The 21,472-nt window shown below is 44.0% G+C and carries 27 protein-coding genes; 2 read left to right on the forward strand and 25 right to left on the reverse strand.

Features of this window, described 5'->3' with window-relative positions; translation table 11 throughout:
- Nucleotides 1-5: 5 nt before the first annotated feature.
- From ACQKMP_RS21565 to ACQKMP_RS21685, 25 genes are all read right to left on the reverse strand, one after another.
- Nucleotides 6-599, reverse strand: coding sequence for a phage tail domain-containing protein (locus ACQKMP_RS21565; RefSeq protein ID WP_427470965.1), 594 nt, complete (start codon nucleotides 597-599; stop codon nucleotides 6-8).
- A complete protein-coding gene (locus ACQKMP_RS21570) occupies nucleotides 596-5,062 on the reverse strand; it encodes a phage tail tape measure protein (protein ID WP_427470967.1) in 4,467 nt (1,488 codons plus the stop codon). Before ACQKMP_RS21570 ends, ACQKMP_RS21565 begins: the two co-directional genes overlap by 4 nt.
- A gap of 84 nt (nucleotides 5,063-5,146) precedes the next feature.
- Nucleotides 5,147-5,842: an HNH endonuclease gene (locus tag ACQKMP_RS21575; protein WP_427470968.1), complete on the reverse strand. Its 696-nt coding sequence runs from the start codon at nucleotides 5,840-5,842 to the stop codon at nucleotides 5,147-5,149.
- A gap of 135 nt (nucleotides 5,843-5,977) precedes the next feature.
- Entirely contained in the window at nucleotides 5,978-6,235 is a 258-nt protein-coding gene (locus ACQKMP_RS21580) for a hypothetical protein (protein WP_427470970.1), read from the reverse strand.
- A gap of 23 nt (nucleotides 6,236-6,258) precedes the next feature.
- Nucleotides 6,259-6,606, reverse strand: coding sequence for a hypothetical protein (locus ACQKMP_RS21585; RefSeq protein ID WP_427470971.1), 348 nt, complete (start codon nucleotides 6,604-6,606; stop codon nucleotides 6,259-6,261).
- Between the two features lie 5 nt (nucleotides 6,607-6,611).
- Nucleotides 6,612-7,406 (reverse strand): hypothetical protein, encoded by a 795-nt coding sequence (locus ACQKMP_RS21590; RefSeq protein ID WP_427470972.1) that lies wholly within the window; start codon nucleotides 7,404-7,406, stop codon nucleotides 6,612-6,614.
- Between the two features lie 5 nt (nucleotides 7,407-7,411).
- Nucleotides 7,412-7,792 carry a tail completion protein gp17 gene (gp17, locus tag ACQKMP_RS21595; protein ID WP_427470973.1) on the reverse strand — a complete coding sequence of 127 codons (381 nt, stop codon included), beginning with the start codon at nucleotides 7,790-7,792 and terminating at the stop codon, nucleotides 7,412-7,414.
- Nucleotides 7,792-8,217 carry an HK97-gp10 family putative phage morphogenesis protein gene (locus tag ACQKMP_RS21600; protein ID WP_427470974.1) on the reverse strand — a complete coding sequence of 142 codons (426 nt, stop codon included), beginning with the start codon at nucleotides 8,215-8,217 and terminating at the stop codon, nucleotides 7,792-7,794. The genes gp17 and ACQKMP_RS21600 overlap by 1 nt, the downstream gene beginning before the upstream one ends.
- Nucleotides 8,217-8,540, reverse strand: coding sequence for a phage head closure protein (locus ACQKMP_RS21605; RefSeq protein WP_076316087.1), 324 nt, complete (start codon nucleotides 8,538-8,540; stop codon nucleotides 8,217-8,219). Before ACQKMP_RS21605 ends, ACQKMP_RS21600 begins: the two co-directional genes overlap by 1 nt.
- Nucleotide 8,541: 1 nt before the next feature.
- Complete coding sequence (locus ACQKMP_RS21610; RefSeq protein ID WP_427470975.1) at nucleotides 8,542-9,063, reverse strand: head-tail connector protein; 522 nt, start codon at nucleotides 9,061-9,063, stop codon at nucleotides 8,542-8,544.
- Nucleotides 9,050-9,283: a hypothetical protein gene (locus ACQKMP_RS21615; protein ID WP_427470976.1), complete on the reverse strand. Its 234-nt coding sequence runs from the start codon at nucleotides 9,281-9,283 to the stop codon at nucleotides 9,050-9,052. The genes ACQKMP_RS21610 and ACQKMP_RS21615 overlap by 14 nt, the downstream gene beginning before the upstream one ends.
- Nucleotides 9,284-9,330: 47 nt before the next feature.
- Nucleotides 9,331-10,737, reverse strand: coding sequence for a phage major capsid protein (locus ACQKMP_RS21620; protein WP_427470977.1), 1,407 nt, complete (start codon nucleotides 10,735-10,737; stop codon nucleotides 9,331-9,333).
- 4 nt (nucleotides 10,738-10,741) lie between these two features.
- Nucleotides 10,742-11,590 (reverse strand): head maturation protease, ClpP-related, encoded by an 849-nt coding sequence (locus ACQKMP_RS21625; RefSeq protein ID WP_427470979.1) that lies wholly within the window; start codon nucleotides 11,588-11,590, stop codon nucleotides 10,742-10,744.
- Nucleotides 11,587-12,822 carry a phage portal protein gene (locus ACQKMP_RS21630; RefSeq protein ID WP_427470981.1) on the reverse strand — a complete coding sequence of 412 codons (1,236 nt, stop codon included), beginning with the start codon at nucleotides 12,820-12,822 and terminating at the stop codon, nucleotides 11,587-11,589. The genes ACQKMP_RS21625 and ACQKMP_RS21630 overlap by 4 nt, the downstream gene beginning before the upstream one ends.
- A 169-nt stretch (nucleotides 12,823-12,991) precedes the next feature.
- Complete coding sequence (locus tag ACQKMP_RS21635; protein ID WP_427470983.1) at nucleotides 12,992-14,371, reverse strand: terminase large subunit; 1,380 nt, start codon at nucleotides 14,369-14,371, stop codon at nucleotides 12,992-12,994.
- Entirely contained in the window at nucleotides 14,298-14,708 is a 411-nt protein-coding gene (locus tag ACQKMP_RS21640; RefSeq protein ID WP_427470985.1) for a terminase large subunit domain-containing protein, read from the reverse strand. The genes ACQKMP_RS21635 and ACQKMP_RS21640 overlap by 74 nt, the downstream gene beginning before the upstream one ends.
- Entirely contained in the window at nucleotides 14,692-15,180 is a 489-nt protein-coding gene (locus ACQKMP_RS21645; protein WP_427470987.1) for a phage terminase small subunit P27 family, read from the reverse strand. The genes ACQKMP_RS21640 and ACQKMP_RS21645 overlap by 17 nt, the downstream gene beginning before the upstream one ends.
- A gap of 358 nt (nucleotides 15,181-15,538) precedes the next feature.
- A complete protein-coding gene (locus tag ACQKMP_RS21650) occupies nucleotides 15,539-15,889 on the reverse strand; it encodes an HNH endonuclease (RefSeq protein ID WP_427470989.1) in 351 nt (116 codons plus the stop codon).
- Nucleotides 15,890-15,893: 4 nt separating this feature from the next.
- Nucleotides 15,894-16,220 carry a hypothetical protein gene (locus ACQKMP_RS21655; RefSeq protein WP_427470991.1) on the reverse strand — a complete coding sequence of 109 codons (327 nt, stop codon included), beginning with the start codon at nucleotides 16,218-16,220 and terminating at the stop codon, nucleotides 15,894-15,896.
- A gap of 329 nt (nucleotides 16,221-16,549) precedes the next feature.
- Nucleotides 16,550-16,735, reverse strand: coding sequence for a hypothetical protein (locus ACQKMP_RS21660; RefSeq protein WP_427470993.1), 186 nt, complete (start codon nucleotides 16,733-16,735; stop codon nucleotides 16,550-16,552).
- A 91-nt stretch (nucleotides 16,736-16,826) separates the two neighbouring features.
- The gene (locus tag ACQKMP_RS21665) at nucleotides 16,827-17,144 is read right to left on the reverse strand and encodes a hypothetical protein (RefSeq protein ID WP_427470995.1); all 318 of its coding nucleotides are present in this window, start codon (nucleotides 17,142-17,144) and stop codon (nucleotides 16,827-16,829) included.
- Nucleotides 17,145-17,376: 232 nt separating this feature from the next.
- Complete coding sequence (locus ACQKMP_RS21670) at nucleotides 17,377-17,550, reverse strand: sporulation protein Cse60 (RefSeq protein WP_341127839.1); 174 nt, start codon at nucleotides 17,548-17,550, stop codon at nucleotides 17,377-17,379.
- A gap of 87 nt (nucleotides 17,551-17,637) precedes the next feature.
- The gene (locus ACQKMP_RS21675; RefSeq protein WP_427470997.1) at nucleotides 17,638-17,814 is read right to left on the reverse strand and encodes a hypothetical protein; all 177 of its coding nucleotides are present in this window, start codon (nucleotides 17,812-17,814) and stop codon (nucleotides 17,638-17,640) included.
- A gap of 157 nt (nucleotides 17,815-17,971) precedes the next feature.
- Nucleotides 17,972-18,196, reverse strand: coding sequence for a hypothetical protein (locus tag ACQKMP_RS21680; protein ID WP_427470998.1), 225 nt, complete (start codon nucleotides 18,194-18,196; stop codon nucleotides 17,972-17,974).
- A gap of 262 nt (nucleotides 18,197-18,458) precedes the next feature.
- Nucleotides 18,459-19,592, reverse strand: a complete 1,134-nt coding sequence (locus tag ACQKMP_RS21685) for a tyrosine-type recombinase/integrase (protein ID WP_427471000.1) — start codon at nucleotides 19,590-19,592, stop codon at nucleotides 18,459-18,461.
- 374 nt (nucleotides 19,593-19,966) lie between these two features.
- On the opposite strand from ACQKMP_RS21685, the gene ACQKMP_RS21690 reads away from it, so the two are divergent.
- Together ACQKMP_RS21690 and efeO are read left to right on the forward strand one after the other, a co-directional pair.
- A complete protein-coding gene (locus ACQKMP_RS21690) occupies nucleotides 19,967-20,134 on the forward strand; it encodes a hypothetical protein (RefSeq protein WP_179085837.1) in 168 nt (55 codons plus the stop codon).
- 430 nt (nucleotides 20,135-20,564) lie between these two features.
- A complete protein-coding gene (gene efeO / locus ACQKMP_RS21695; RefSeq protein ID WP_042191452.1) occupies nucleotides 20,565-21,467 on the forward strand; it encodes an iron uptake system protein EfeO in 903 nt (300 codons plus the stop codon).
- Nucleotides 21,468-21,472 lie beyond the last annotated feature (5 nt).

The raw sequence follows: 21,472 nt of genomic DNA on the forward strand, positions 1-21,472 counted from the left end.
GCCTCCTATTCGAGTTTGTATTCATTTGTGATTCTGAAATTAGATAAAGTATTGAGCCCATTATTGGTCAAGATAATAACTGCTTCTGAACGGATATTACCGCCTGATTGAATGTTTAGCGTTGTAGGGGAACTGGTGATCACTTGCTCGGTGATATGCTCTTGAACCGAATAAGCAAACGGGTCGAAGGCCACTAACTCCAGCTCAAACATCCCTATGCTGTTATAGATCAACCTTTCCAGAGAAGCCGATCCGGCATATCGGACTTTGTAGAACTTATCCGGTTCAAAGGCACGTATTAACTCCAGAGTCCGAGGGCGCCCAGTCGCGTCTGTTAAATGTCTGGCTAAAGTACGTACACGCTGTTGCAGACCCGCTGCGCTAGGAGTATCGTAATTAGTCCCATCCGCTACAAATGCACAAGAAAAAGAAAAGACGCGTTCCGTGAGGTCCGCGCCAAAGTCATATTGTCCGTGTTTACCAGCTATTGTTACATTCATATCTCGAGTGCTAGGGAGTAAAGGATCTTTGGTCTCTTCAAGCACACGAAACCCTAAATCTACGTCCCGAATACCTCCGAGAGTGATACTGCTAGTCATGTTAATCCAAGCCCCCTTGTTGCCCGAGTGAGTGAGTTCATTTGACGGCGGGATACATTTGTCTCTATCTGCTTGCCATCAAGATAGATGTTATTGTGTAAGACCATATCCCGGTCACCTAGCAACCCGCCCTGCGTTTCACTGGAAGCCCTAGCGTCATTAGCTAACGGCTGGATCCGACTGTCAATTGTGCTCAAGCTTGGCGAGCTTAGATCCATAGCTGCGGCATCTGCCATGTCCTGCGCTGCGTCTTCAACAGCAGACATTTGGCGTTCCATCCCTAGAGCCAAGCCCTTTCCAATAAACTCCCCTATCGCAATCATCACTCGGCTTGGAGATTTGATCTTTAACGTGTCCTTTATGCCATCTGTTGCCGCTTGAGCTGTTGCAGACGCAGCGTTGTTAATTGCAGTAGTGCCTGACTGCATACCTTTGATCACGCCATTGACGATTTGTAGACCGTACTCTTTGGCTTGAGCTTCCGCCCATTTCTTTTGTGCGGCGGTGCCATTAGCAAGCAGGCTATTCAGATAGCCAATCTCATTAGACATATCCGGAGATGTGGTTGCCGCTTTGGCTGTTTTACCTACCATAGCGAGGATATCATCCACTGCTGCCTTGATGCTGTTCTTGGTACTGTTAAGACCACTAAGCAACGCTTCCCCAAATGATTGCCCTGCGTCCTGCCATCTAGGGTTGTACTCGGTAAGTAGGTCTATTAGCTCTTTGTTATTACTGTCAAGCATAAGACGTCTTACCTCAGCTTGTAGAGCCTCCTCAGAGTTCAGTGTAGTAAAATGGGTCTTAGTAGCATCCATTTCCTTAGTTAGTCCGTCGATAGTCGCCTGATTCTTCTTCTCTTCGTTGCTCTTCTTGGTTTCGTATTCTTGCTTTAAGATTTCAGCCTTCTGTTCGGCTTGAGTCTTGATACGGCTCATTTCACTTTTGAGATCATCGATTTGTGCTTGTCGTTGCTCAAGCAGGTGTTTCCGCTCCCGCTCGGCAAGCATGTCGTTAAGTTCTTCTTGTATCTTCGCTCTTGATTCAGCAGTGTCGGCGTCAGCCAATTCCTTTTGTTTATCAGCTAGTTTTTTCTGATATGCTGCCTCTTCAGCTGCTTTGTCCTCGGCTTTAGTCAAGCCCTCGATGCTGTCGATTTGATCTTGCAAGCCTAGCAACTGTGCCTGAGTCTGAGCATCAAGCGTCTTGATCATTGCTTGGTACTCAGCGTCATATCCAGCGATAATAGCATCTGATGCCGCCTTGTGCTGGTCAACACGCTTTTGCAAAGCGTCTGTAGCGACCTTCTCCTCTTTCGCGTAACGAGCTTTTAGTGCAGATACAGCAGCAGTATTGAGCGTTTCAATTGATTTAACTTGCTCGTCATACAGCTTCTTTGCTTCAGCCGCTGCTTCTTTGGCAAGATCAGTCCGGATCTTATTGACCTGCTTATCAATAGCAATACGCTCAGTGGTACCGACCTTATAGCGAGTTTGAAGTTTCTCCCATGCCACGAGTTCCTGCTGAAGAGATATCTCATTAGCCTGTTTCTTAGCCTCGATGTACGTCTTTGAGGCTTCAAACTGCTTTTTAGCCTCAGCAGCAGCATCCTTGGAAATCTGTTCATTGGCTTTTTTGATTTCCAGATTGATCGTCTGAATTTGGGCGCTAGTTTTGGCGTATGCAGCCTTAACCTTTTCGAGTGACGCAATATAAGCCGCTTCATCAATCTCGCCCATCTTGAATTTATACTGGGCCGTATCTAAGGCGGCATTGAATGCTTTGTTTGCTTCCGTCGCTGCTTTAGTCGCGGCCGCAGCTGCTGCTTTCTGAGCTTTCGTTGCAGCTGCAGCAGCAGCCTTTTGTGCTTTTTCAGAAGCTTTCTCCGCACCTTTGGCAGCAGCTGCTCCAGCTTCTCCAGTCAACTGTTCAATCGCAGATTTTGCCTTGCCTTTAGAGTTATTTATACCTACGGCTAGTCCCTCGGATATGTTTTCCCCGTAGCCGGTTGTCAGACGGGAAGGCGAATGAATACCAAAGAAATTCTTGATCGAATCACTGATCTTAGAGGCTACTTCTTTGGTTTTATCAACCGCAGCACTCGCCATACTTCCAATACCATTTACGAGTCCCTGCATGATCTGTTTACCGATTTTCGAGAGGTCTATACCTTTGAAGAAAGACATGACCTTGCCCCATATACTCTCAATGGATCCTTGAATCGTGCCGAAGATATTTTTAACACTACTGAGCATTCCTTGAAAGTTGGTAGTTATGCTATTCCATATACCCTTTGCTACTCCAACGACCGATTGGGATAATGACTCCCAAATAGATGCACCCAGCGTCCGGAGTCTAGTAAAAATCCCAATACCTTCAGTGAACATATTCTTGAAGAAATTGATAACACCGCTGACCATTTTAGATATTAGACCAGTTGCAGATGACTGTAATCCCTTGAACGCATTCACTATACCTTCGCCCATGCTTTTCATTAAACCGACACCGGACTTTAACAGGTTAGTAAACAGTGTTTTCAGACCACCGAGGAAGTTTAACGTCATCAAGCCCATAACGAAATCAATCGCACCACCGAGCAGTTGCTTAATGCCTTCCCACATCTTGCTCCAGTCTCCTGTAAAGAGCCCTGTAAAGATTTTAATAAGACCCATGATCATGTCTAAAGCGCCGCTGATAATGTTCTTAATGGCTGTCCATACCATGTCGATGATGAACTTGATAGCTGGCATGATAAATTCTATAACTTTCTTTATTCCATTAAATGCGTTTGTCACTGCCTGTAAAATCTGCGTACCGTTCTCTTCCCAGAATTTTTTTATCTTATCTACTTGACCCATGATGAATTCACTAATTACTCCCCATACAGAAAGGGCTACACTTTTTATAGACTCCCATGCAGAATTTATAGCATTTCGCACGGTTTCGTTTGTATTGTATAGATATGTGAGCCCGGCTACCAAACCTGCGACCCCTGCGATTATGAGCCCAACAGGACCTGTTAGTGCTGCGAATACTGGCATTAGTGCGGATACCGAACTAACAACATGTCCTAAGATAACAAGCAAAGGACCGATTGCAGCAGCAATTCCTGCTATCGTGATAATCATTTTCTGAGATGATGGACTGAGTGACCCGAATTTCTCTGCAACGTTTGTGATTTTATCAATCAATGGTTGCATAGAGTTAACTGCATCTAAGACGACAGGCATAATGGCATCACCAATCGTTATAGCAATATCGTTCAGTTTGTTTTTAAGTATCGTCATTTGGCTGGCAAAAGTCTTATAGCGCTCAGTGGCTTCATTTGTTAGTGCGGTATTGTCATCCCAAGCTTTGTTCGAAACATCAATAGCCCCTGCGAACAACTCACTGGCATTACCTGCACGTAGTAAGCTGTCCCGCAGTCTGATTTCTGATATTCCCATTTCCTCCAGCATATTTATAGCTGAGGTTCCAGACGCTTCAGCGTTGCCAAGACCGTCAATAAAAGCTCCCAAAGCCCCAACCGCATCATCTTGGAATGCCTGTTTAAACTGTTCTGATGTCATTCCGGCAATCTTTGAAAAATTTTGTAAATCAACTCCAGCGTCAACGATGTTCTTCATTTCTCCCTGCGTCATACCGAGAGCATCAGCTAGAGCCTTAAAGTCCTTCCCGTTGTTTGCTGCCAATAACTGCAACTCACGCAGTGACATTCCGGTTTGTTCAGACAGCTTTTGTACCTTCCCCATACCAGAAGATGCAGCAACTTGCATATTGACCATAACACGAGAGATTGCAGAACCCCCCATCTCCGCTTCGATACCTACGGATGATAGAGCGGCCGCTAAACCTAAAATATCAGCCTCAGACATGCCGACTTGTGAGCCAGCCCCAGCAAGCCGTAAAGCCATATCCGTGATCTCAGATTCTGTAGTAGCAAAGTTATTGCCTAGCGCAACAATTGAGCTGCCCAGTCGGTCAAATTGGTCTTGCGGCATCTTAGTGATGTTCGCCAGTCGTGCCAAAGCACTAGCGGCCTCATCGCTCGTCATATTAGTGGCAACGCCTAAGTCAACCATCGTCTTAGTAAAGCCTAGGATCGAGCTAGTTTTGATACCCAACTGTCCAGCTGCTTCGGCTACTCTAGCTATGTCAGATGCAGACTGCGGCATCTCTTTCGCCATGTTCCTGATTCCATCACGCAATTGAGTGAACTGAGCCTCGGTAGCATCAACAGTCTTTCTCACACCAGCAAAGGCGGATTCGAAATCAGAAGCCACTTTAAGTGAGGCACCACCGACCGCGACGAGGGGAACCGTCACGAGTGACGTCAAAGACTTACCTACATCAGCCATGCCCTTTCCAAACTTATCAACAGACTTCTGTGCCTGCTTCATCGCATCATCCAAGCCAGTGTTATTCCCCAAGATGTTAATGACTAGATTGCCAAGTAAACTCATGTATAGTCTCCTTTCTGCAACAAAAAACACCAGTTTCAGGGTGTTTTTTGTGCGTTATTGTGTTAGTACGAAAAAAAGCACCCTTTAGAGGAGTGCTAGTTCTTGAAATCTATTTGGTTGATTCAAACAACTAAGGATCAAAATTTCTCTTTCCTTACTATAGAATGTTTGATCCTGGTACCATTCGAAAAAATCTTTACTCCCCTTTGAACTGTTACATATTCCGCATGCAGGTATAATATTATTTCTTGTGTATTCCCCACCTTTAGAGAGGGGAATAAAATGATCTTGGGTTAATGGACTTTTCTGTCCGCAATAGCAGCATTTATAATCAAAATATTCTAGGGCACTTCTCCATTGTTTAATGTTCAGTGTGGCCGGAAGTTGTCTTTTCAAGGATTTTCTGCGCTGTCTTTGTCTGACGATTACATCCTTATTTTTTGACTTGTATTCCTTACAATAGAGTCTTGATCTCACTAAAATAGATGCTGAATTCTCTTTGTAATATAGTTTACTTTTCTCTATAATTCTCGATTTGTTCGCAACGTAGTACTTACCTTTGCGTTCCGAAATAACCACAGAATTATTTTTCCGATAATTCTTCCTCTGCTCAAAAATATCATTTTTATTTTCAGTTCGGTATTTCCTATTGTATAACCGTTGACATTCCTTGCATTGGCTAGTTATATACTCTTTGAGCTTCGCCTTTTTTATAACGAAGTGTTCTTTGTTGTCCGGCTTCTCTACTCCACATTTCTTGCACTTCTTCATTTCTTGCATATAAACACCCGCCTCCCAGTGTTTACCTTGAGTTTGTTTGTGAAGGGAAGAACACTAAGGCAAGCATTCTTTTCAGTTAAGATGATCAGTCCTAACCTATCCCCCTCAATAATTATACAACAAACATCAGTTGACCTAGGTGTCTCTAGTAGTTTTTATTTTATCGCCGTATTGCTTGTAAAACGCCTCTTTATCAGGCGTTACACCGTCATCTCTGACCTTCTTTTTCTTAGGCTCTTTCGCTCCCATTAATCCTATTGCAATGCGGCCGACCAAGATGTTCGATTTATTCTCTTCATGTTCCATTCCATAATCGTAGTACATCATGATCTGGGGAAAGGACATGTGATCCAGCATATATTCAGGTGTTGCCCAGGAGTACATTGCGCCCATTCGCGCAAAAATACGCCCCAGCTCTATAGGCTGGGGCTCCCCTCGTTTTTTCCCGGTTCAGCGCCTGCTCTCTCTTTCAGTGGAGCTAAGACGAACTCTATCAATTGCATTAATTGCTCAAAATCTGTATTGTCAGCAATCCATTCCTCTGTAATTTCGGGGAAAGATGGCTTACAGATACAAATGATTTGTTTGAGAACGGCGGAAAAGCTATCGTCCCCGCCATTCTTTAGTTTGTCTTGATCTTTTGCGATATCCAGAGTTACTCGGGAAGGAATACGAGATACGTCAATCTTTTTCCCACTCAGAATAACGATGCGTTCAGCAGGGACGACTTTATCCAGATCGAGAATCGTTGGTTGTTTTGACATTTCTATTACACTCCCTGTTCATCGTAGATTTCGAAAAGTTGTTCGCCAACAGCGCGGTTCGCATCTAAGGTACCGTTCATGCGGATTGTTGTCATCGCAGGATCCTCAGCATCTGCTTCAGGGAATGTGATATTCAAACCACTTTCTGGTGTCGCTTTGTAAATGGTAATTTGAAATCTTTTTCCTGCGTCATCATAGTTGGTAATCCGAGCAACACGCGGCTTGAAGGTACCAATGCCTCCAGAAAGAAATCGTTTTGCTGATAGAGGAGTATAGGTATAGTTAACTGTCACGGCATCTCCAGAGGCAATACCGCCACCCTCAACCCTAGCAATGACAGTGAAGCCCGCGCTATCTACGGCTAAGATATAGTCTGTTCCGGCTACCAATGTGGTTGCACCCTTCTTTACAGTGACTGCCGTAACAACTGTCCCAGCTCCATTCTTATTCAAGAGGCGCTTCTGTGTTTGTCCCAATAGGGTCACTGCTTCATTGGTTATAGTTTTCGGTGTACCGGCAATGTCCTCAATCTTATCGATACCGCCACGGATTGTAGCCAGAGTAGCAAGATTGATTTCCATCAAATCCCCCTCAATGCCAGCGACGTGATTGCTCATTCCTGTTTTGATTACCCCGGCATTATCACTAGTCACAGTCATTTCATCCCATGTTTCCTCGAAAACGATACTGTTCATCGCTCCGAGGTCAATAAGACTGTTAATGTCAGGTCCAACCTCGAATTTTGCAGAGCCAAACCGGATAGTATTCCCTGCTTGCACTGTCGTCATATTACGTCCCATATTTGTTATTCCTCCCTGTAAATGATTTTGAAATCTGTTGCGATATGATATAGCTTAGTGTCACTCTCGTACATGTCCCTGCTGCCTTCCCATACGCCTTGCAAGACTCGAATACCGCCCATGTCTCCCTTATAACGCTGTAGGGCTCCACGTATCTCCTCTGCCAGTTCCTTTGCCTCACCATATTTAGTTGAGAACACAGAGAACTGAAATCGAGGGTAGGCAACAGCAATGTTATGATGAGCCACCCCTGATATTTGCAGATAAGCTATGGCCGGATAAGTCGGTTTCTCAGGCAGCCAACCAGGATGAATTCGATTGCCTACAACCGACTGAATCTCTTTAATGGACAGCAAGTAATCTCTCAATTTTGTTTCTATCGCCATTAGGCACCTACTCTCTCAACCACAGCCTTAACGCCCTCTATTAGGAGCTTTCGGACCCTAGCACGACTCTTGTCCATTGCCGGACGCATGAATGGACGTGGAGGCTGATGGGACGATCCGTATTCGTAAAAGGTAACGTAAAAAGGGGCTGACGCTGAGATATCTCCATTGCGTGCCCCTACAGATACATTTGCGTAATAGTTACCTTTTTTCGAAATCCCGATATTCATTTCAAGCGAGAAACGAGTCTTTCCAGTCTTCCCGATAGGCGCTCTCGCATCTGCCTCTCGAAAGACAATTTCAGCAGCCTTTGATATAAGGTCCCGAATTTCTTTTGTGATTTCAGCATTAGCTCGCTTAAGTTGCCGGATTATTTCATCCGCACCATCCACCCGAATATTGGACCTTGAATTCCTGCGTGCCATTATTGACGCTCCTTACACATCAGTTGTAACTCACGCCGATTGAACTCGGGATAGATAATATACAGGATCTCAAACTCTAAATCTTTGTATTTAACGATCATCGTGCGGTCAACTCCTTGACGGTATCGGATGCGAATGCGCGTGGTTACTTCTGAGGTAACCTGAGCTGCCGTAGCGCGATCTTGACCTCTTAATGGCTGTATGCCAGCCCACGCCTTACAAACCTCCGGCCAATCGTCCAGAGGCTGTCCATAATCGTCTGTTTCATCTTCATTTGGCGGACGTAGAATGGAGACACGTTTATTCAACTTACCAGCTTCCATATCACCACGTCCTATCCATTTCCAGTAGAGCATCCACTGCAAAAGGCGGCTTCTCCCGCTTCTTCTCAGTCGTTGCTTCCCGGGTTTCGTACCAATGCCCGATTAATAATTTAATTGCACGTTTTGTCTTCCTTGGCACTTCAAGAGGCAGCATCCCAGAGCTAAATTCTATCTGCACAGGATATCTGTTATCAGAATTTAGAGAAGGATACTTATAGGAATTGCCCAACACTAAAACGGCTTTAAAATCATCAGAGTAAAGGTGATAATTACCTTCATCAATCGCTTTTGCTTGACCGTCCTTATCGGTTACAACAACTGAAATAATCTTTTTGCAAGGCGGAGGAAGAATAAACGATCTTTCTGCTGCAGCCGTAAGTGCAAAGCTTCTGACGGCCAGCTTTTTCCTCTGTCTTCCTTCTGCGTATTCCCGAGCATCTGCAATCAGGTCCAAAATGTCGCTATCCTCGTCGGTCTCATCTACTTCAAGCCTTAGATGCCTCTTTGTCTCAGCCAGCGTCACCGGTTCCTCCATCGGCTCCGTTATCTGCCTTAGCATCTGCATCCCTCGCCTTCTTGGCGGCATCAATCTGCGCTTTTGTTGCCTCCTTGCCGATTACTTTTGCAGTTCGGAGTGCCGCTTCCCTATCCTCAGCAGCCTCTATGAGAGACCCGATTTGAACTTCCTCGCCAGTCTCGATATCCATAAAGTTCGCTATTACCTGAAATGTTTTATTTGCCACTAGTTTTCATCTCCCTTCAATATGGAATGAGCCCCGAAGGGCTCATATTAGGCTGTAGGGACATCCAGTAAGACATAAGGACTGACCTTAGTAACTCCATCTTCCAGAGTCAACGGAGAAATTACCCAAGGCTTACCGTCAACGTTCCAGAATGCTTTGATTACCGTTTTGTTTGAACGGAAAAGGACATGCTCAGAAGCGTCGATAAATGGACCAGACCCATCTTTGATTAGGTAGTAGTAGAAATCAACCAATTGCAGATCGCCTTTAGTACCGAGTGGCTTGGTGCGTCCAGTGAATCGGATAGGAATGCCCGCCAATGTTGATGGAATACCTTTTGTTGCATCTCCTTGAATGAAGATGTAGCGACCGGAAGGGTCAGTCATAGTCATGAGTTGGACCAGAGTGGATTGATGGGCCACAAACACCGCACTACCTACAGATTCAGGTAACAAACTGGCGAGCATGCTAACTACATCAAAATAGGTAATTTCATTAGCTGTCTTGCGTTTTACTGTCAAGGCTCCAGTAGCGTTCAGTACACCCAATGGCTTACCTGTACCGTTACCAGTTAGGAAGGCCACATCCTCAGCAGCCAACATAGCCCGGGAAAGCAGATTCCGAATAAAGGTGTCAGCAGCTTTCCAGTTACGCAACAACTTATCAGTCACAACGGTAGTAGCTGCAACCTCATGCGGTTCAAGGGAGATTTCTTTCATCTTCGCGTCAGTTTCGGGCTTTGCGCTACCTTCCTCAATCCAGTCAACTTCAACTCCGGCATAAACACCGTTCGATCCTTGATCCAGCGCCGGAATAGTGATCTTGGAATCAGGCGGATCGCCTGCAGGAATAACCGTGGCACGAGGGCGAACAATTGCGGCCTGTGGATTCAGTTGTAGGATGTTATCCGGCATAAATTGGGTAGGGAGGAACTGGTTCGCACCACCCGCTCCACCAAGAGTCCATTCGTTTCTAAATCCAAGGAGTTGTGATGCAAAAGCTTCAGGAACTGCACGACCACCGCCTTGTCCCTCATTTGTTGCAAGAGCTAGGTGACGGTTTTTCTGGTCGCCGAAACGAATTGAGCTTACGAACTCTCCGAAATTGGTGAATCCACCATCATCCTTCTTTTCTTTCTGAACTGGGTTACCACCCAATGCAGCCGCTGATGGACGATATGGCGCGACTGCCTCATCGAGTTGACTCTCACGGGCAGCCACCGCTTCCTCACGCACAACTTGATTATCCAGAGCAACAATTTTTGCCTCAAAGCCATTAAATTCAGCTTCTTCTGTCTCGGTAAAGTCGCGTTTCTCTGTTTTGGCTTTATCAAGCAATGCACGTTGTTGCGTGATTAATCCTGCACGTTCTTGCAGCATTTCCTGTAATGTTGGCGCTCCTGCTTCAGCAAAAAGTTGCAAGTTCATCGATAATTTATTGTTCTTATTTTTCATAGAGTTAAAGCCTCCTATTTTCATGTGATTTAGTCATTCGTTCATATAAAGCCAGCGGTGTCCGAGGCGTTTTCTCGCCTTTTCCATTTGCTGGTGGTACTGTTTCTGATTCTTCCGTCTCCTCAACAACTTCTAGTGTGATGCTTGGCTCCGGTGCGGTAACGGCGACCAGCTTAGGGGCGTTCTTGTACTGCTTCAGATCCATTATCTGTCCGTTGATAGTTAAAGCCCCGTTGCGGACAGCTGCGGCAATTTGCTTTGTCTGCTCAATCTCATCAGCAAAACCAAGTTCGATAGCACGCTCGGCGGAAAGCCACGTCTCAGCTTCAAGAAGCGCGACCAACTCGTCCCGTTCTACACCCGATTTGTCTTGATAAGCAGCTATCATACTTTCTCTAGCAGCATCCAAATCATCGGCCATCTTCCGGAAATCTGTTGCATTCCCCATTGCGATGGTCCATGGGCTATGAATCATCATCATGGAGTTTCGAGGCATATACACTGTGTCCCCGGCCATAGCGATCACTGAGGCGATACTGGCGGCAATGCCGTCGATATACACATTCACATGGGCCTTGTGTCGCTTCAGCATGCTATGAATGGCTTGGCCCGCGAATACATCGCCTCCATCGCTGTTGATATAAACGTTCAGCTCTGAAATATCGCCAAGGGAATCCATCTCGCTCTTAAAAGTTTGTGGCGTAATCTCGTCACCCCACCAGGTTTCCGACTCGATTATCCCGTAAAGCTGTAGCTCCCCTTTTCCCTGTCCAGCAGCACGAAAAGACCAAAACTTATTCCGCTCCTTGGCGGTCGTTTTGGTCTCAGCTCTTATATATTTGGTTATCGTCATTTTGTTGTATCACCCCCTTCCGGTGATGATTGAGCATTTGCCGCCCTAGAAACTGTAATCATATTGCCGTTAACTAGATAAGGTTGCCCACTACCGTCCGGTGCCGGGTTACGGTCTTCAATTTCATTCCAAGCGTCTCCATTAATGATTCCGTTTTGCCGCTGGATTGCCAGACCTTCTTGACGGCTCTTGTAATCGCCTCTCAGGAGCCCGTCCACGTTGAATTTCACGTAATATCCTGCCGCCCGTTCCGAAGGTGTGAATAGTTTCCAGTTGGCTGTCTGCTCAATCCGTGTCAGGTACGGCATGAGTGTGTGCATAACGAATTCGATACCCTGATGCTCTATGTTGTTGTTCGTGGAGCGCTCCAGGTTGGCGATCATGTGCGGCGGAACTCGGAATAAACCGCATATCTCATCACGGTTAAGTTTACGAGTCTCTATGAACTGAGCATCTACAAACGGCATCGGTATACGCGAGAACTTCATTCCTTCCTCCAAAATTAGAGGCTTCCATGAGTTACCTAGTCCAACGCCTTTCTCAGTAATCCACTCCTGCAGTCGGCCATAAGCCAACTCACTCAATGCCTGCGGATGCTCCAGAACTCCACCGACATTCATTCCGTTTTTATAAAAGTGGGAATTGAACTCTGATGCCGCCATACCCATGCCGATTGCTTCTGCAGCCATGCGGATTGGTGAATATCCCACTATTCCATCGAAACCGAATCCCGGTACGTGAAAGATGCGCTCTGTTGGATAAATACCATCGCCTGCAACCTGATACTCAATTTCTTTGGTGATAAGATTGCGCTGTGGGTAGCACTCATTCCATGGAATCGGATAGATGTCTGCTATCTGACCGCGCCGATTTACTGACAGAGCTGAATAACAATTCCCAGCTGTAGCTAGCTGCCCTACCTGCGCTTCTCGCCAGCTTTGTGAGGTCATTTCGCTATTTGGGCGATCATGGAGCAATCCAAACACCGGATGATCGTCTGCTTTGTCCTTTCCGCCTTCAAGACGCTTCTTATAGACGAATAACGGCAGTGTCCCAACACCTTCAGCGAGAACTCTCACACAGCTGAATACCGTAATAAACTTCATCGCCTGTGCTTCAGAAACACTCTCTCCTGAAGTTGATTGTCCGCCATAAAGCCTCTTGCGAATGTCGTTTGTAAAGTCCTCAATAGAGTACCCTTTTTCAGCGAGTATATTTGTAAGAAACCCCATCAGCTACCCCTCCCTTGCTTTTTCGAAGGGTATCCAGCCCATATCAGAAGCGATCCGCCTATGATGAGTGCAGCTGGTGGAAAGACCATCCATATGCCAGCACAGCATGACAAAAATCCCGTGATCAAGCAAGCCTCCTGGACAGTATCCTCTCGAATTTTTGGTTTTTTCACAGTGAGCGTGGCCCCCTTTTCTCGTAAACTGATTTCTTATCAACCTCATTTATCATTGCCCGAACATGGGCGTCAATGGCCGCAGCAGCCGGATCGATGCGTTCAGTAGATTTATCTTTATCGAGCATTATGTTTTCATTATGATCCTGCCGGATTACAGCATTTGATAAAGCCCACCGCAATACCGGATCATTTTCATGAATGATTTTACGGGCGACTACGTTATCCCGGAAGTCCTTTGTAGGCCCGGACAACGTTTGAACCCCTTGCCTGATCTCAATACAGGTATAGCCCTCTTCGCCTAGATCCACTGCAAATTGAGTAGAGTTATATGGGTCGAAACATACCTCTTTGATGATCCACCCCATATCGGCAGCTCGTTTAAGGATATAAGCCTGAACGAACTTGTAATCTGTCACTCCGCCAGTGGTAACAGTAATCCACCCTTGATCCACCCATAAGTCATATGGAACTTTATCTGTCTGACGTTTTGCATCCAGTGTTTCCTGCGGTAAGAACGAGTGAGAATAAAGCACATAACGACCATCAGGCAGCTTGATTTCAAATGCGAGGCTGGTTAAGTCGATCTTCTTGGATAAATCGACGCCTACAAAGACCTCCATTCCGCGAGTATCCGGCATAGGGTTCTTTTCTGAAACGCCACATTCTCCCCAGCGCTCCATTGAAATAAATCCGTTATCCTTTTGGTCATACCAGATATTAAAGTTCTTCGTAAAAACTCCCCGACGCTTCTCCGGCACCTCCTGAGCAATCTTCAACTCTCCCCTTAAAAATTTAATGCCCGCCTCTGTTTGGGCGAGCAAGGGGTTAACCTTTATCCAGTTTGATTCATCGTTGATGTCATCGCCCTTGTCCATCTCAGCGATATAAACGAAATACTCATCGTTCTCAAACTCCCCATCCAGTATCTTTTTACAGTACAAATACTCGGCATAGCAGGGACCAGCTAAGTTAAACCCAGCTGTAGAGATGATAAACATCAGCGGTTGATTCCGCATCGCCATACCGGACATCAGGACATCATACATGTCGCTGGTAGGATGAGCGTGATACTCATCGACAATCCCACAGCTCGGGTTGAATCCATCCATTTTCTTGGTTTCTCGGGAGAGTGGAAGCATTTTTCCACCATTTGTTTTATGAAACATAGTGTTCCTGCGAACTTTGAGTTTACCCTTAAGCGTCTTGCTTTGATCAACCATAGCTACAGAAGCATCATAAACAATCTTCGCCTGGTCTCGCATAGTTCCCGCAGTGTACACCTGAGGGCCGCCTTCTCCGTCAGCAGCCAACATATATAAGCCCACAACCGATAATGTAGTGGACTTTGAGTTTTTTACGACCAACTTGTTCATAAGCTTTGCGGAATCGCCTATAGCCGGTATCTTTATGCACCCAACCGAACACACTGCCGATAATAAATTGCAGGAATGGATCTAATGTTATAGGATCGCCTTTCTTAACCGTGTGACCATCCTCAATGTGCTTACAATATTTCTCCGCAAAATTGAATACTTTGTTCGCTTTGTTCTCATCAAATACGTATGGAAAATCAGCTGAACCAACACGATTAAGGTCATTCATATGTCGTTTAGAAGCCAGTTTTACATACTTACCTGCAATGATTTTTTCGCTTACCACATCCAGCGCATAAAGGGTTGTCGGGTGGATCGTATTAATCGAGATCGTCATCCTCGTCATCCTCTATATCGTCTTTCGGTTTGGATAATCGTGCGCGGGCTGCAGGTGATAAGCCGAACTCGGAACAAAAAGATTTAAACTGATTAGCATACTTTTGGGCAATAGCCACGTTAGGATTAGCAACCTTATTAACTGCTCCGATAGAGTTTTTATACTCCAATACAAGACCATCTTTTTTGATACTCTTTGAGGCTTTGACATATTTACTATAAGCATCACAGGCGATAGCCAGTGCATAAACATCGACGTTTGTAATTAGCCCAGTCACTGTTAACTCTTTATTTATGTCTTCCCACATTTTTCGTCCAATCGGGTCCAACCAAGTCGGACGCACGATGTTATCACTGGCGGGTTTAATCGCATCTTCCGCCGCTTGGCGTGCTTCGAGTTCCGCCTTAGAGAGCATCGACTTATTCCCGCTGGCAATGTGCGCAGCAGCTGGCATACTATTTCTCCCCGCCATCTCTATCACCACCTTCCATTTACTCCAAGGGCCTAAGCCAAAGGCCCAGATTCAAAAAACCTAAATTTCAAACACAAGACTGGCGCACGGTCTCCAATTCAAAATGTCCAAAGGATTTTGACCCCCCTACCTACTTTTAGTTAGCGTCATATTAATACCGCCTATTTTCAGATGATTCAATTCATTCTATTTCCATAACGCCTCTCCTAATCGATTTAAAGGACGTTTATAGCGCATTAACTACCAAACCTCTACTAGTATCAACTTTCATATATAAGTTGTCTGTGAGGCGTTCAGGTATGTCTATGGCGGCGTTTCCACTATCACTATCATTTGTTCCTGTATCCATCTATTAATTTCAGTTACCAAACCCTCCATCCTCCTTCGCTGTTTTGGTACCATGGCATGATGCACACAGTGGCTGCCAGTTCTTTATATCCCAGAACAGCCTCATATCTCCCTTATGCGGAATGATGTGATCGACTACTGTAGCTGCTGTATCCTCACCCTGCTCTTCGCAGTGAACACACGTTGGGTTATGTCGAAGATATCTAATGCGAGCGAGTCTCCACTTATGATCATAACCACGCTGGTATGATGTGCCTCTCTGCTGCTCTCTGAGCTTCGTATGCTTGGTGCAGTAAGTGCCAGACTCTATCAGTTCAGGGCAGCGTGGATAGGAGCAGGGTCGCTTAAGTTTGCGGGGCACATTATCACCCTCCCTCAACCTTTGCTCTCACCTTGTCCATTCCTGCCTTGATCTGGGCTTGAATATCTTTGACCTGCTTTAGTGTTGTAGCTTGATCAACTCTTGGGTTCTGAAGCTTAGTCTGTACCCGTCTGATCTTTGCCTGTAGCTCTCTTACTTCCAAGTCAGTATAGTAAGCAACGTACTCATGCTTGCAATGTGGGCAGATGAAGTACGTCTTCTCTATGGCTCCTGGTAGTCTTGCTGTCTGGAAGCCTTTCACCTCGAACTGTTTATTACAACCTTCGTTACAAATGGCTGGCATTGCCTTATTATTTCTCTCAGCACTCATTGATCTCACCCTTTCTTTGAAATACAAAAAGGCCACTCTTTTATGAGCAGCCTTTATACATGTTTTTATGAGGTTGTATATCCATAAGAATATGTGTCTCTTATATATCTTTATATATTACTTTCTTTAATGTTTCTTTTAGTTATCTTAGGGGGAGAACTCTCCCCCACTAATGGTGGAGAATCATACCCCACGGTGGTGGAGAACTCTCCACCAAGGATGTATATGCTTAGTGGTGGACAACTCTCCCCCAAGAGCATTCATGATGTATGTATATTGTGTATATGTATTTATAGGTGCAGGCATAGAAAAAGCACCGACTAGGGTGCTTATATATTTCCTTTAGAGAAGTCTTCTTGAACATCAACTTTTGAGGTCACCTTAATGTACACGTCTTCCTCGTCATCGCCATAAGCATTTTCACAGAAAGCTCCATTTGTTGCAGTTGCTTCCCATGTTCCTCGAACGCGTTTATATTGGATATTCCAACCACGATATGTTTTCTCTGCTGCCAAAACACTCACCTCCCAGCATCAAATTTCGACACTAGGTGACTGATTCCTTTATTTGTAACTCAACTAAAAGAAAAGCACCTGTTAGGATGCCTTATCTTTGTAGCATTATGCTGATTTCCTCATTAATATTTTCCAGCATTATTTGGCGCTGCCATTGCTCTTTTTGAATTCTTGAAAGTTCTGCATTCTTTTCATTGAATGCTCGTTGTATCGGTTGTACAAATGATTCCATGAAATCAGAATGTTCAGGTGTTCCGATCAGTCTCATTTCCACTCTGCTAACGACCTGGAGACGGGTGAACAGTTTATTGATTTCTTCTTGCAGGGCATCAATCTCAGTCGAGTCCGCTAATTCAGCCTCAATTTCTTTTTTCCATTTTAAAAGTTCGTCATTGTTTAACTGTGCCATAAAGCACCTCCTACCGCCATAATTCGACGTTTGGAAGATAAATCCTTCTATATGCAAAAGAGACCTATTTATGTGACTCATACCCATATACCTTACTTCACCGTCAACTCTGCAGCTTTTTGGGTTTAGATTATGTGCAAACTTGTATCCTTTCCTATCTGGACATAGAAAAAGCCGCCCAGCTTATGGATGGCCTTATGTAATTCTATGAACTTCCAAAGACTCTACAAAATTATTTAGTGTAGATAATTATCGCAGAGAACAATCTACTGCCTGCAGATTCACTAATCGCATATTTTATATCGATCAGGTGTTCACCAGGGATACTGGATAGTTCCGCATTAATTTTACTCTCTACTTCGTGCGCATTACTCGTAAACACTACCTTTGTGTGTACTTTGCTCATAATCATCACCTCCTAGCATCAAACTTCGACATTAGGCGACTGATTCCTTTATTTGTAATTCAACTTAAAAAAGCACCGATTAGAGTACTAAGCTCTTATTGCTCTTACTATTTCAAATTCTCCTGCACCTAGATTTAATTGTTCCATAAGCTCAATTTGTATCATTCGATCGCTACTGATTCCGTAACTGGTATCAATGAACACGTCTTTCTCTTTCTCTATAGCTTCACCTTTTACTATAAATGACACATGATATTTCCTCATTAACGTCACCCCTTTCGAATGCACAGAGCTTACATGAAACAAAGACAAATGACAATATATTTGCACAGTTGTCTACGTACTTCCGAAGCCCGGTGAGTGGCCTGATTTCCTTTTATAACAATAAAAAAGCCACCTGATGGTGACATCTTAGATTCATTCATTTAATAAGCTGATGTAACGCCTCTTCATTTATCAAAGCTCGCACATTGCTTTCGCCTATCACTAGCTCTGGTCCTCTGCGTTGTGCGATGTTTATCAATACATTGAGCACATCTACCATTCTGTTCTCGGTAGCATTTGCATACTCATTGGCTCGTTCCTCAACAATGCTGTAACTATCGCCAAAGAGTTCCTGTGCCTTATTTATTATTTCGAGGTCCATCTCTCCAACCTCCCATATCATTTTTAAATCAATGATACTACATATAATATAGGAAGCAAAAAGAACAGCTGTCCCGCAAATGATACCCATGCGACTCTCTGTAGGCTTTACGCTATGGCCACCTACCGCCGTCAAACAGGTACTGATTTGTGTCGGGTGCTGCTCTTTCTTGATTTCCTATGCTACTAATATAACACGTCTAAAACCTAATGCTCATTCCTAATCCTTTGTTTTTCCTTCTATTATTCTTTACTCTCTGCTGTTACTTTATGGTGGTTAAAACATCTCTTTGGAGTTGATCTAAACTTTCAGCTGCATCTGACTGCATGTTTGGCATCAAATGCCCATATGTGTCCAGTGTGAAAGCAACGGATGTATGACCTAATCTTTCTGAAATAACCTTTGTGTGAGTGTTACGTTGAATCAGGAAGGCAACGTGCGTGTGTCTTAGATCATAAAAGGTAATATGTGGTGCTTGGTATTTCTTTAATTGCCGATCCCACATGCGTTGAATGCTCCTACTGGTTACTGGACCACCAAAAGAAGTACACACTACCAGATCATTATTTTGATATTCCGAACCTAACAATAACCTCTCTTGAAGAATAAACGCCCTTTGCTCTTTCAACACTTCTATAGTGCCTGAGGAAAGAGCAACATTCCTAACGCTTGAAGTAGTTTTTGCACCTTCTTTAATACGGCGCTTTTTGGTTACCGTTTGTTTTATAGTTAGTGTTTTATTATTAAAATCTATATCAGACCAACGTAATCCGAAAATTTCACCTGGTCGCATTCCCGTCATCATAGCCATGTATGTGGCAATCCAATAACGACTTTGCCCTTTAGTTTTCTCTATAAATTCAAATGCAAATTCAGGAGTCCAAATTGGTCTAATTTTTTTACTTACCTTTGGCTTGTCGACAACTTTACATGGATTATGTTTAATGATTTTCTTCTTCACAGCATCGTTTAGACAAGTGTTTACATTGGAGAATGCCCGTTTAACGGTTTCTTCACCAAGCTCCTTTTTTTCAATCATGAATGTTATAAAGTTATCAATATGTTGTGAATTTAACTTAGATAAAGGAATGTCACCTATAGCCGGTTTAATGTAGAGTCGTATATTGTTCTGATACATCTCCCTTGTCTCAGGTGAAATGTTTCTTTTTGTCTTGCACCATTCAGTAATGAAGTCTCCAAAGGTAGCTTTTTGGGGTTCAAAATAATTGCCATTCTTCAGCTGAGTTTTATGTTCTGCTTCTGCGGATTCTGCTTCCTTCTTCGTCCTAAACCCCCGTGTTTTCTCGCGATCCCTCACACCATTAGTGATTGTTCCTGTATAAAATGAGTAGTACCAAGGATTCTTTTTAACGTTCTTGTCTTTATACGCTCCCATTAGGTAGCCTCCGATCATTTAGAAACTCATTAACACCAAATTAGCACCAATTCGTAAAAAAAGCAAATTACAGTCTAATAAAACCCTTATATATCAACGTTTTTAAAGATTGGTAGCACACCCTTCAATGGTGTCACCCCTCCTTGCCCTGGGTTTGTTTGGTATAACAAGGTAAAGGGATACAGTCAAAACATATTATGTATTGATGAAGTTAATGGTGCTGTCATAACTACAAAATGGGCTTAACCATCCGAAGCTTATTACACCGCTTTAGTGAGGACATTCACCCGCAAAACTTGAAATCTCTTGGATAGAATCATCTCCTTACAGGGCAAACTACAACTTGTTGTTTCTTATTAAAAGGAGGTGTAAGTATGAGCAACTCGAAAAATAATCAACCTACTAAGGCAGAGGTACAAACTACGAAATTAAACAAATTGCCACTAGTTGGTAAATTCGAACCGGAATTTTCTGCTGAGGAAGCCGCAGAAGTATTCAAAAATCATCCCACTACGGAACATGAATCCCATAATGAACAATAAAATAAAGACGACACAGAATGAGGCTGTCGAATAAGTAGCTTTTTCCTATAAATGAGACAGCTCGGTTAATTATAAAAACTGTATGCAGCACATAGCAGCGATTCATCCATTATTGGAGAATCGCTGTTTTGTGTTGTTGGTCGTTGACTGCCCGCTTCAACAGTGTATTCATCATCTCCTTAAGAGGGTTACGGTCCCAGATGACGTTATCAGTAAATTTTTCGCATTTTAAGTAGAGTTTCGGACCCCAAAATTAGATATATTTCTACAAACTCAACTCCCAGTCCCGGGAGTTTTTTTATCTTGCAAAATATAACTATGAAATACATCACAATTTTATATTGACAGTAAATGTATACGGACTTATGATAAGTCCAGCATAAATGATAACGATTATCATTCACATATAAAAAAAGGGGTGCTTCATTCAATGAAATTCACATATGCCGTGCCTGCAGGTCTACTTGCAGCCTCCATACTATTTACCGGGTGTGCCAGTAACAACAATAACAATAACAGTAATAGCAATACTAGCAATAATAACTCTGCAAATGCTGCTAACAGTACCAAGGCAACAAATACATCTGATACTACTACAGCAACTACTGCCGACTTTACATCAGCGGTTGAACAATATCGTACATATGTCATCGAGCAATGTGATGAATTTGTAAAGCAAACGGAAAATTTCACGAATGCAGTTAAAGAAGCAAAGATTGAGGATGCAAAGGCACTTTATGCACCAGCCCGCATGTATTACGAGCGAATTGAGCCGATTGCAGAAGCGCTTGGTGATTTGGATCCGAATATTGATGCCCGTGAGAATGACGTAGATGCTGCTGAATGGCGCGGCTTCCATAAGCTTGAAAAGGCACTTTGGCAGGATAACACTACCAAAGATATGACCGAAGTTGCTGACCAATTATTGAAAGATGCCCAGCTTCTACGTGCGAAAGTAGAGACCGTAGAGATCGATGCCAATCTGCTCGTTACTGGTGCTGTAGAACTGCTTAATGAGGTTTCTTCTTCTAAAGTAACAGGTGAGGAAGAACGTTACTCCCACACAGATCTGTACGATTTCGTCGCTAATGTTGAAGGTGCCCAAAAGATATACGAGCTGTTAAAGCCAGAACTGGCGAAAAAAGATGCTGAGCTGGAAAAAACGATTGGTGAACGGTTTGCAGCCTTGCAAGCTGAGCTTGCTCCTTTCAAATCGGGAGATGGATATGTTTCCTATGAAGAGCTGAAGGAAGAAGATGTGCGTAAGTTGAGTCAGAATTTGGATGCCTTGGCTGAGCCATTGTCCAACATGGGAACTATTCTAGGAGTGTGATCATC

Source organism: Paenibacillus sp. NPDC101420 (assembly GCF_050277435.1).
Classification (GTDB): Bacteria; Bacillota; Bacilli; order Paenibacillales; family Paenibacillaceae; genus Paenibacillus_AQ.

Bases quoted from the DNA above. Each gene is read 5' to 3' on its own strand.
- ACQKMP_RS21680 (WP_427470998.1), bottom strand. From the start codon at position 18,196: ATGGACCTCGAAATAATAAATAAGGCACAGGAACTCTTTGGCGATAGT.
- efeO (WP_042191452.1), top strand. From the start codon at position 20,565: ATGAAATTCACATATGCCGTGCCTGCAGGTCTACTTGCAGCCTCCATA.
- ACQKMP_RS21620 (WP_427470977.1), bottom strand. From the start codon at position 10,737: ATGAAAAATAAGAACAATAAATTATCGATGAACTTGCAACTTTTTGCT.
- ACQKMP_RS21645 (WP_427470987.1), bottom strand. From the start codon at position 15,180: ATGGCGGGGAGAAATAGTATGCCAGCTGCTGCGCACATTGCCAGCGGG.
- ACQKMP_RS21575 (WP_427470968.1), bottom strand. From the start codon at position 5,842: ATGCAAGAAATGAAGAAGTGCAAGAAATGTGGAGTAGAGAAGCCGGAC.
- ACQKMP_RS21570 (WP_427470967.1), bottom strand. From the start codon at position 5,062: ATGAGTTTACTTGGCAATCTAGTCATTAACATCTTGGGGAATAACACT.
- ACQKMP_RS21655 (WP_427470991.1), bottom strand. From the start codon at position 16,220: ATGAGTGCTGAGAGAAATAATAAGGCAATGCCAGCCATTTGTAACGAA.
- ACQKMP_RS21585 (WP_427470971.1), bottom strand. From the start codon at position 6,606: ATGTCAAAACAACCAACGATTCTCGATCTGGATAAAGTCGTCCCTGCT.
- ACQKMP_RS21630 (WP_427470981.1), bottom strand. From the start codon at position 12,822: ATGGGGTTTCTTACAAATATACTCGCTGAAAAAGGGTACTCTATTGAG.
- ACQKMP_RS21675 (WP_427470997.1), bottom strand. From the start codon at position 17,814: ATGAGGAAATATCATGTGTCATTTATAGTAAAAGGTGAAGCTATAGAG.
- ACQKMP_RS21600 (WP_427470974.1), bottom strand. From the start codon at position 8,217: ATGGCACGCAGGAATTCAAGGTCCAATATTCGGGTGGATGGTGCGGAT.
- ACQKMP_RS21590 (WP_427470972.1), bottom strand. From the start codon at position 7,406: ATGGGACGTAATATGACGACAGTGCAAGCAGGGAATACTATCCGGTTT.
- ACQKMP_RS21670 (WP_341127839.1), bottom strand. From the start codon at position 17,550: ATGAGCAAAGTACACACAAAGGTAGTGTTTACGAGTAATGCGCACGAA.
- ACQKMP_RS21580 (WP_427470970.1), bottom strand. From the start codon at position 6,235: ATGGGCGCAATGTACTCCTGGGCAACACCTGAATATATGCTGGATCAC.
- ACQKMP_RS21665 (WP_427470995.1), bottom strand. From the start codon at position 17,144: ATGGCACAGTTAAACAATGACGAACTTTTAAAATGGAAAAAAGAAATT.
- gp17 (WP_427470973.1), bottom strand. From the start codon at position 7,792: ATGGCGATAGAAACAAAATTGAGAGATTACTTGCTGTCCATTAAAGAG.
- ACQKMP_RS21565 (WP_427470965.1), bottom strand. From the start codon at position 599: ATGACTAGCAGTATCACTCTCGGAGGTATTCGGGACGTAGATTTAGGG.
- ACQKMP_RS21685 (WP_427471000.1), bottom strand. From the start codon at position 19,592: ATGGGAGCGTATAAAGACAAGAACGTTAAAAAGAATCCTTGGTACTAC.
- ACQKMP_RS21690 (WP_179085837.1), top strand. From the start codon at position 19,967: ATGAGCAACTCGAAAAATAATCAACCTACTAAGGCAGAGGTACAAACT.
- ACQKMP_RS21605 (WP_076316087.1), bottom strand. From the start codon at position 8,540: ATGGAAGCTGGTAAGTTGAATAAACGTGTCTCCATTCTACGTCCGCCA.
- ACQKMP_RS21640 (WP_427470985.1), bottom strand. From the start codon at position 14,708: ATGACGATCTCGATTAATACGATCCACCCGACAACCCTTTATGCGCTG.
- ACQKMP_RS21635 (WP_427470983.1), bottom strand. From the start codon at position 14,371: ATGAACAAGTTGGTCGTAAAAAACTCAAAGTCCACTACATTATCGGTT.
- ACQKMP_RS21625 (WP_427470979.1), bottom strand. From the start codon at position 11,590: ATGACGATAACCAAATATATAAGAGCTGAGACCAAAACGACCGCCAAG.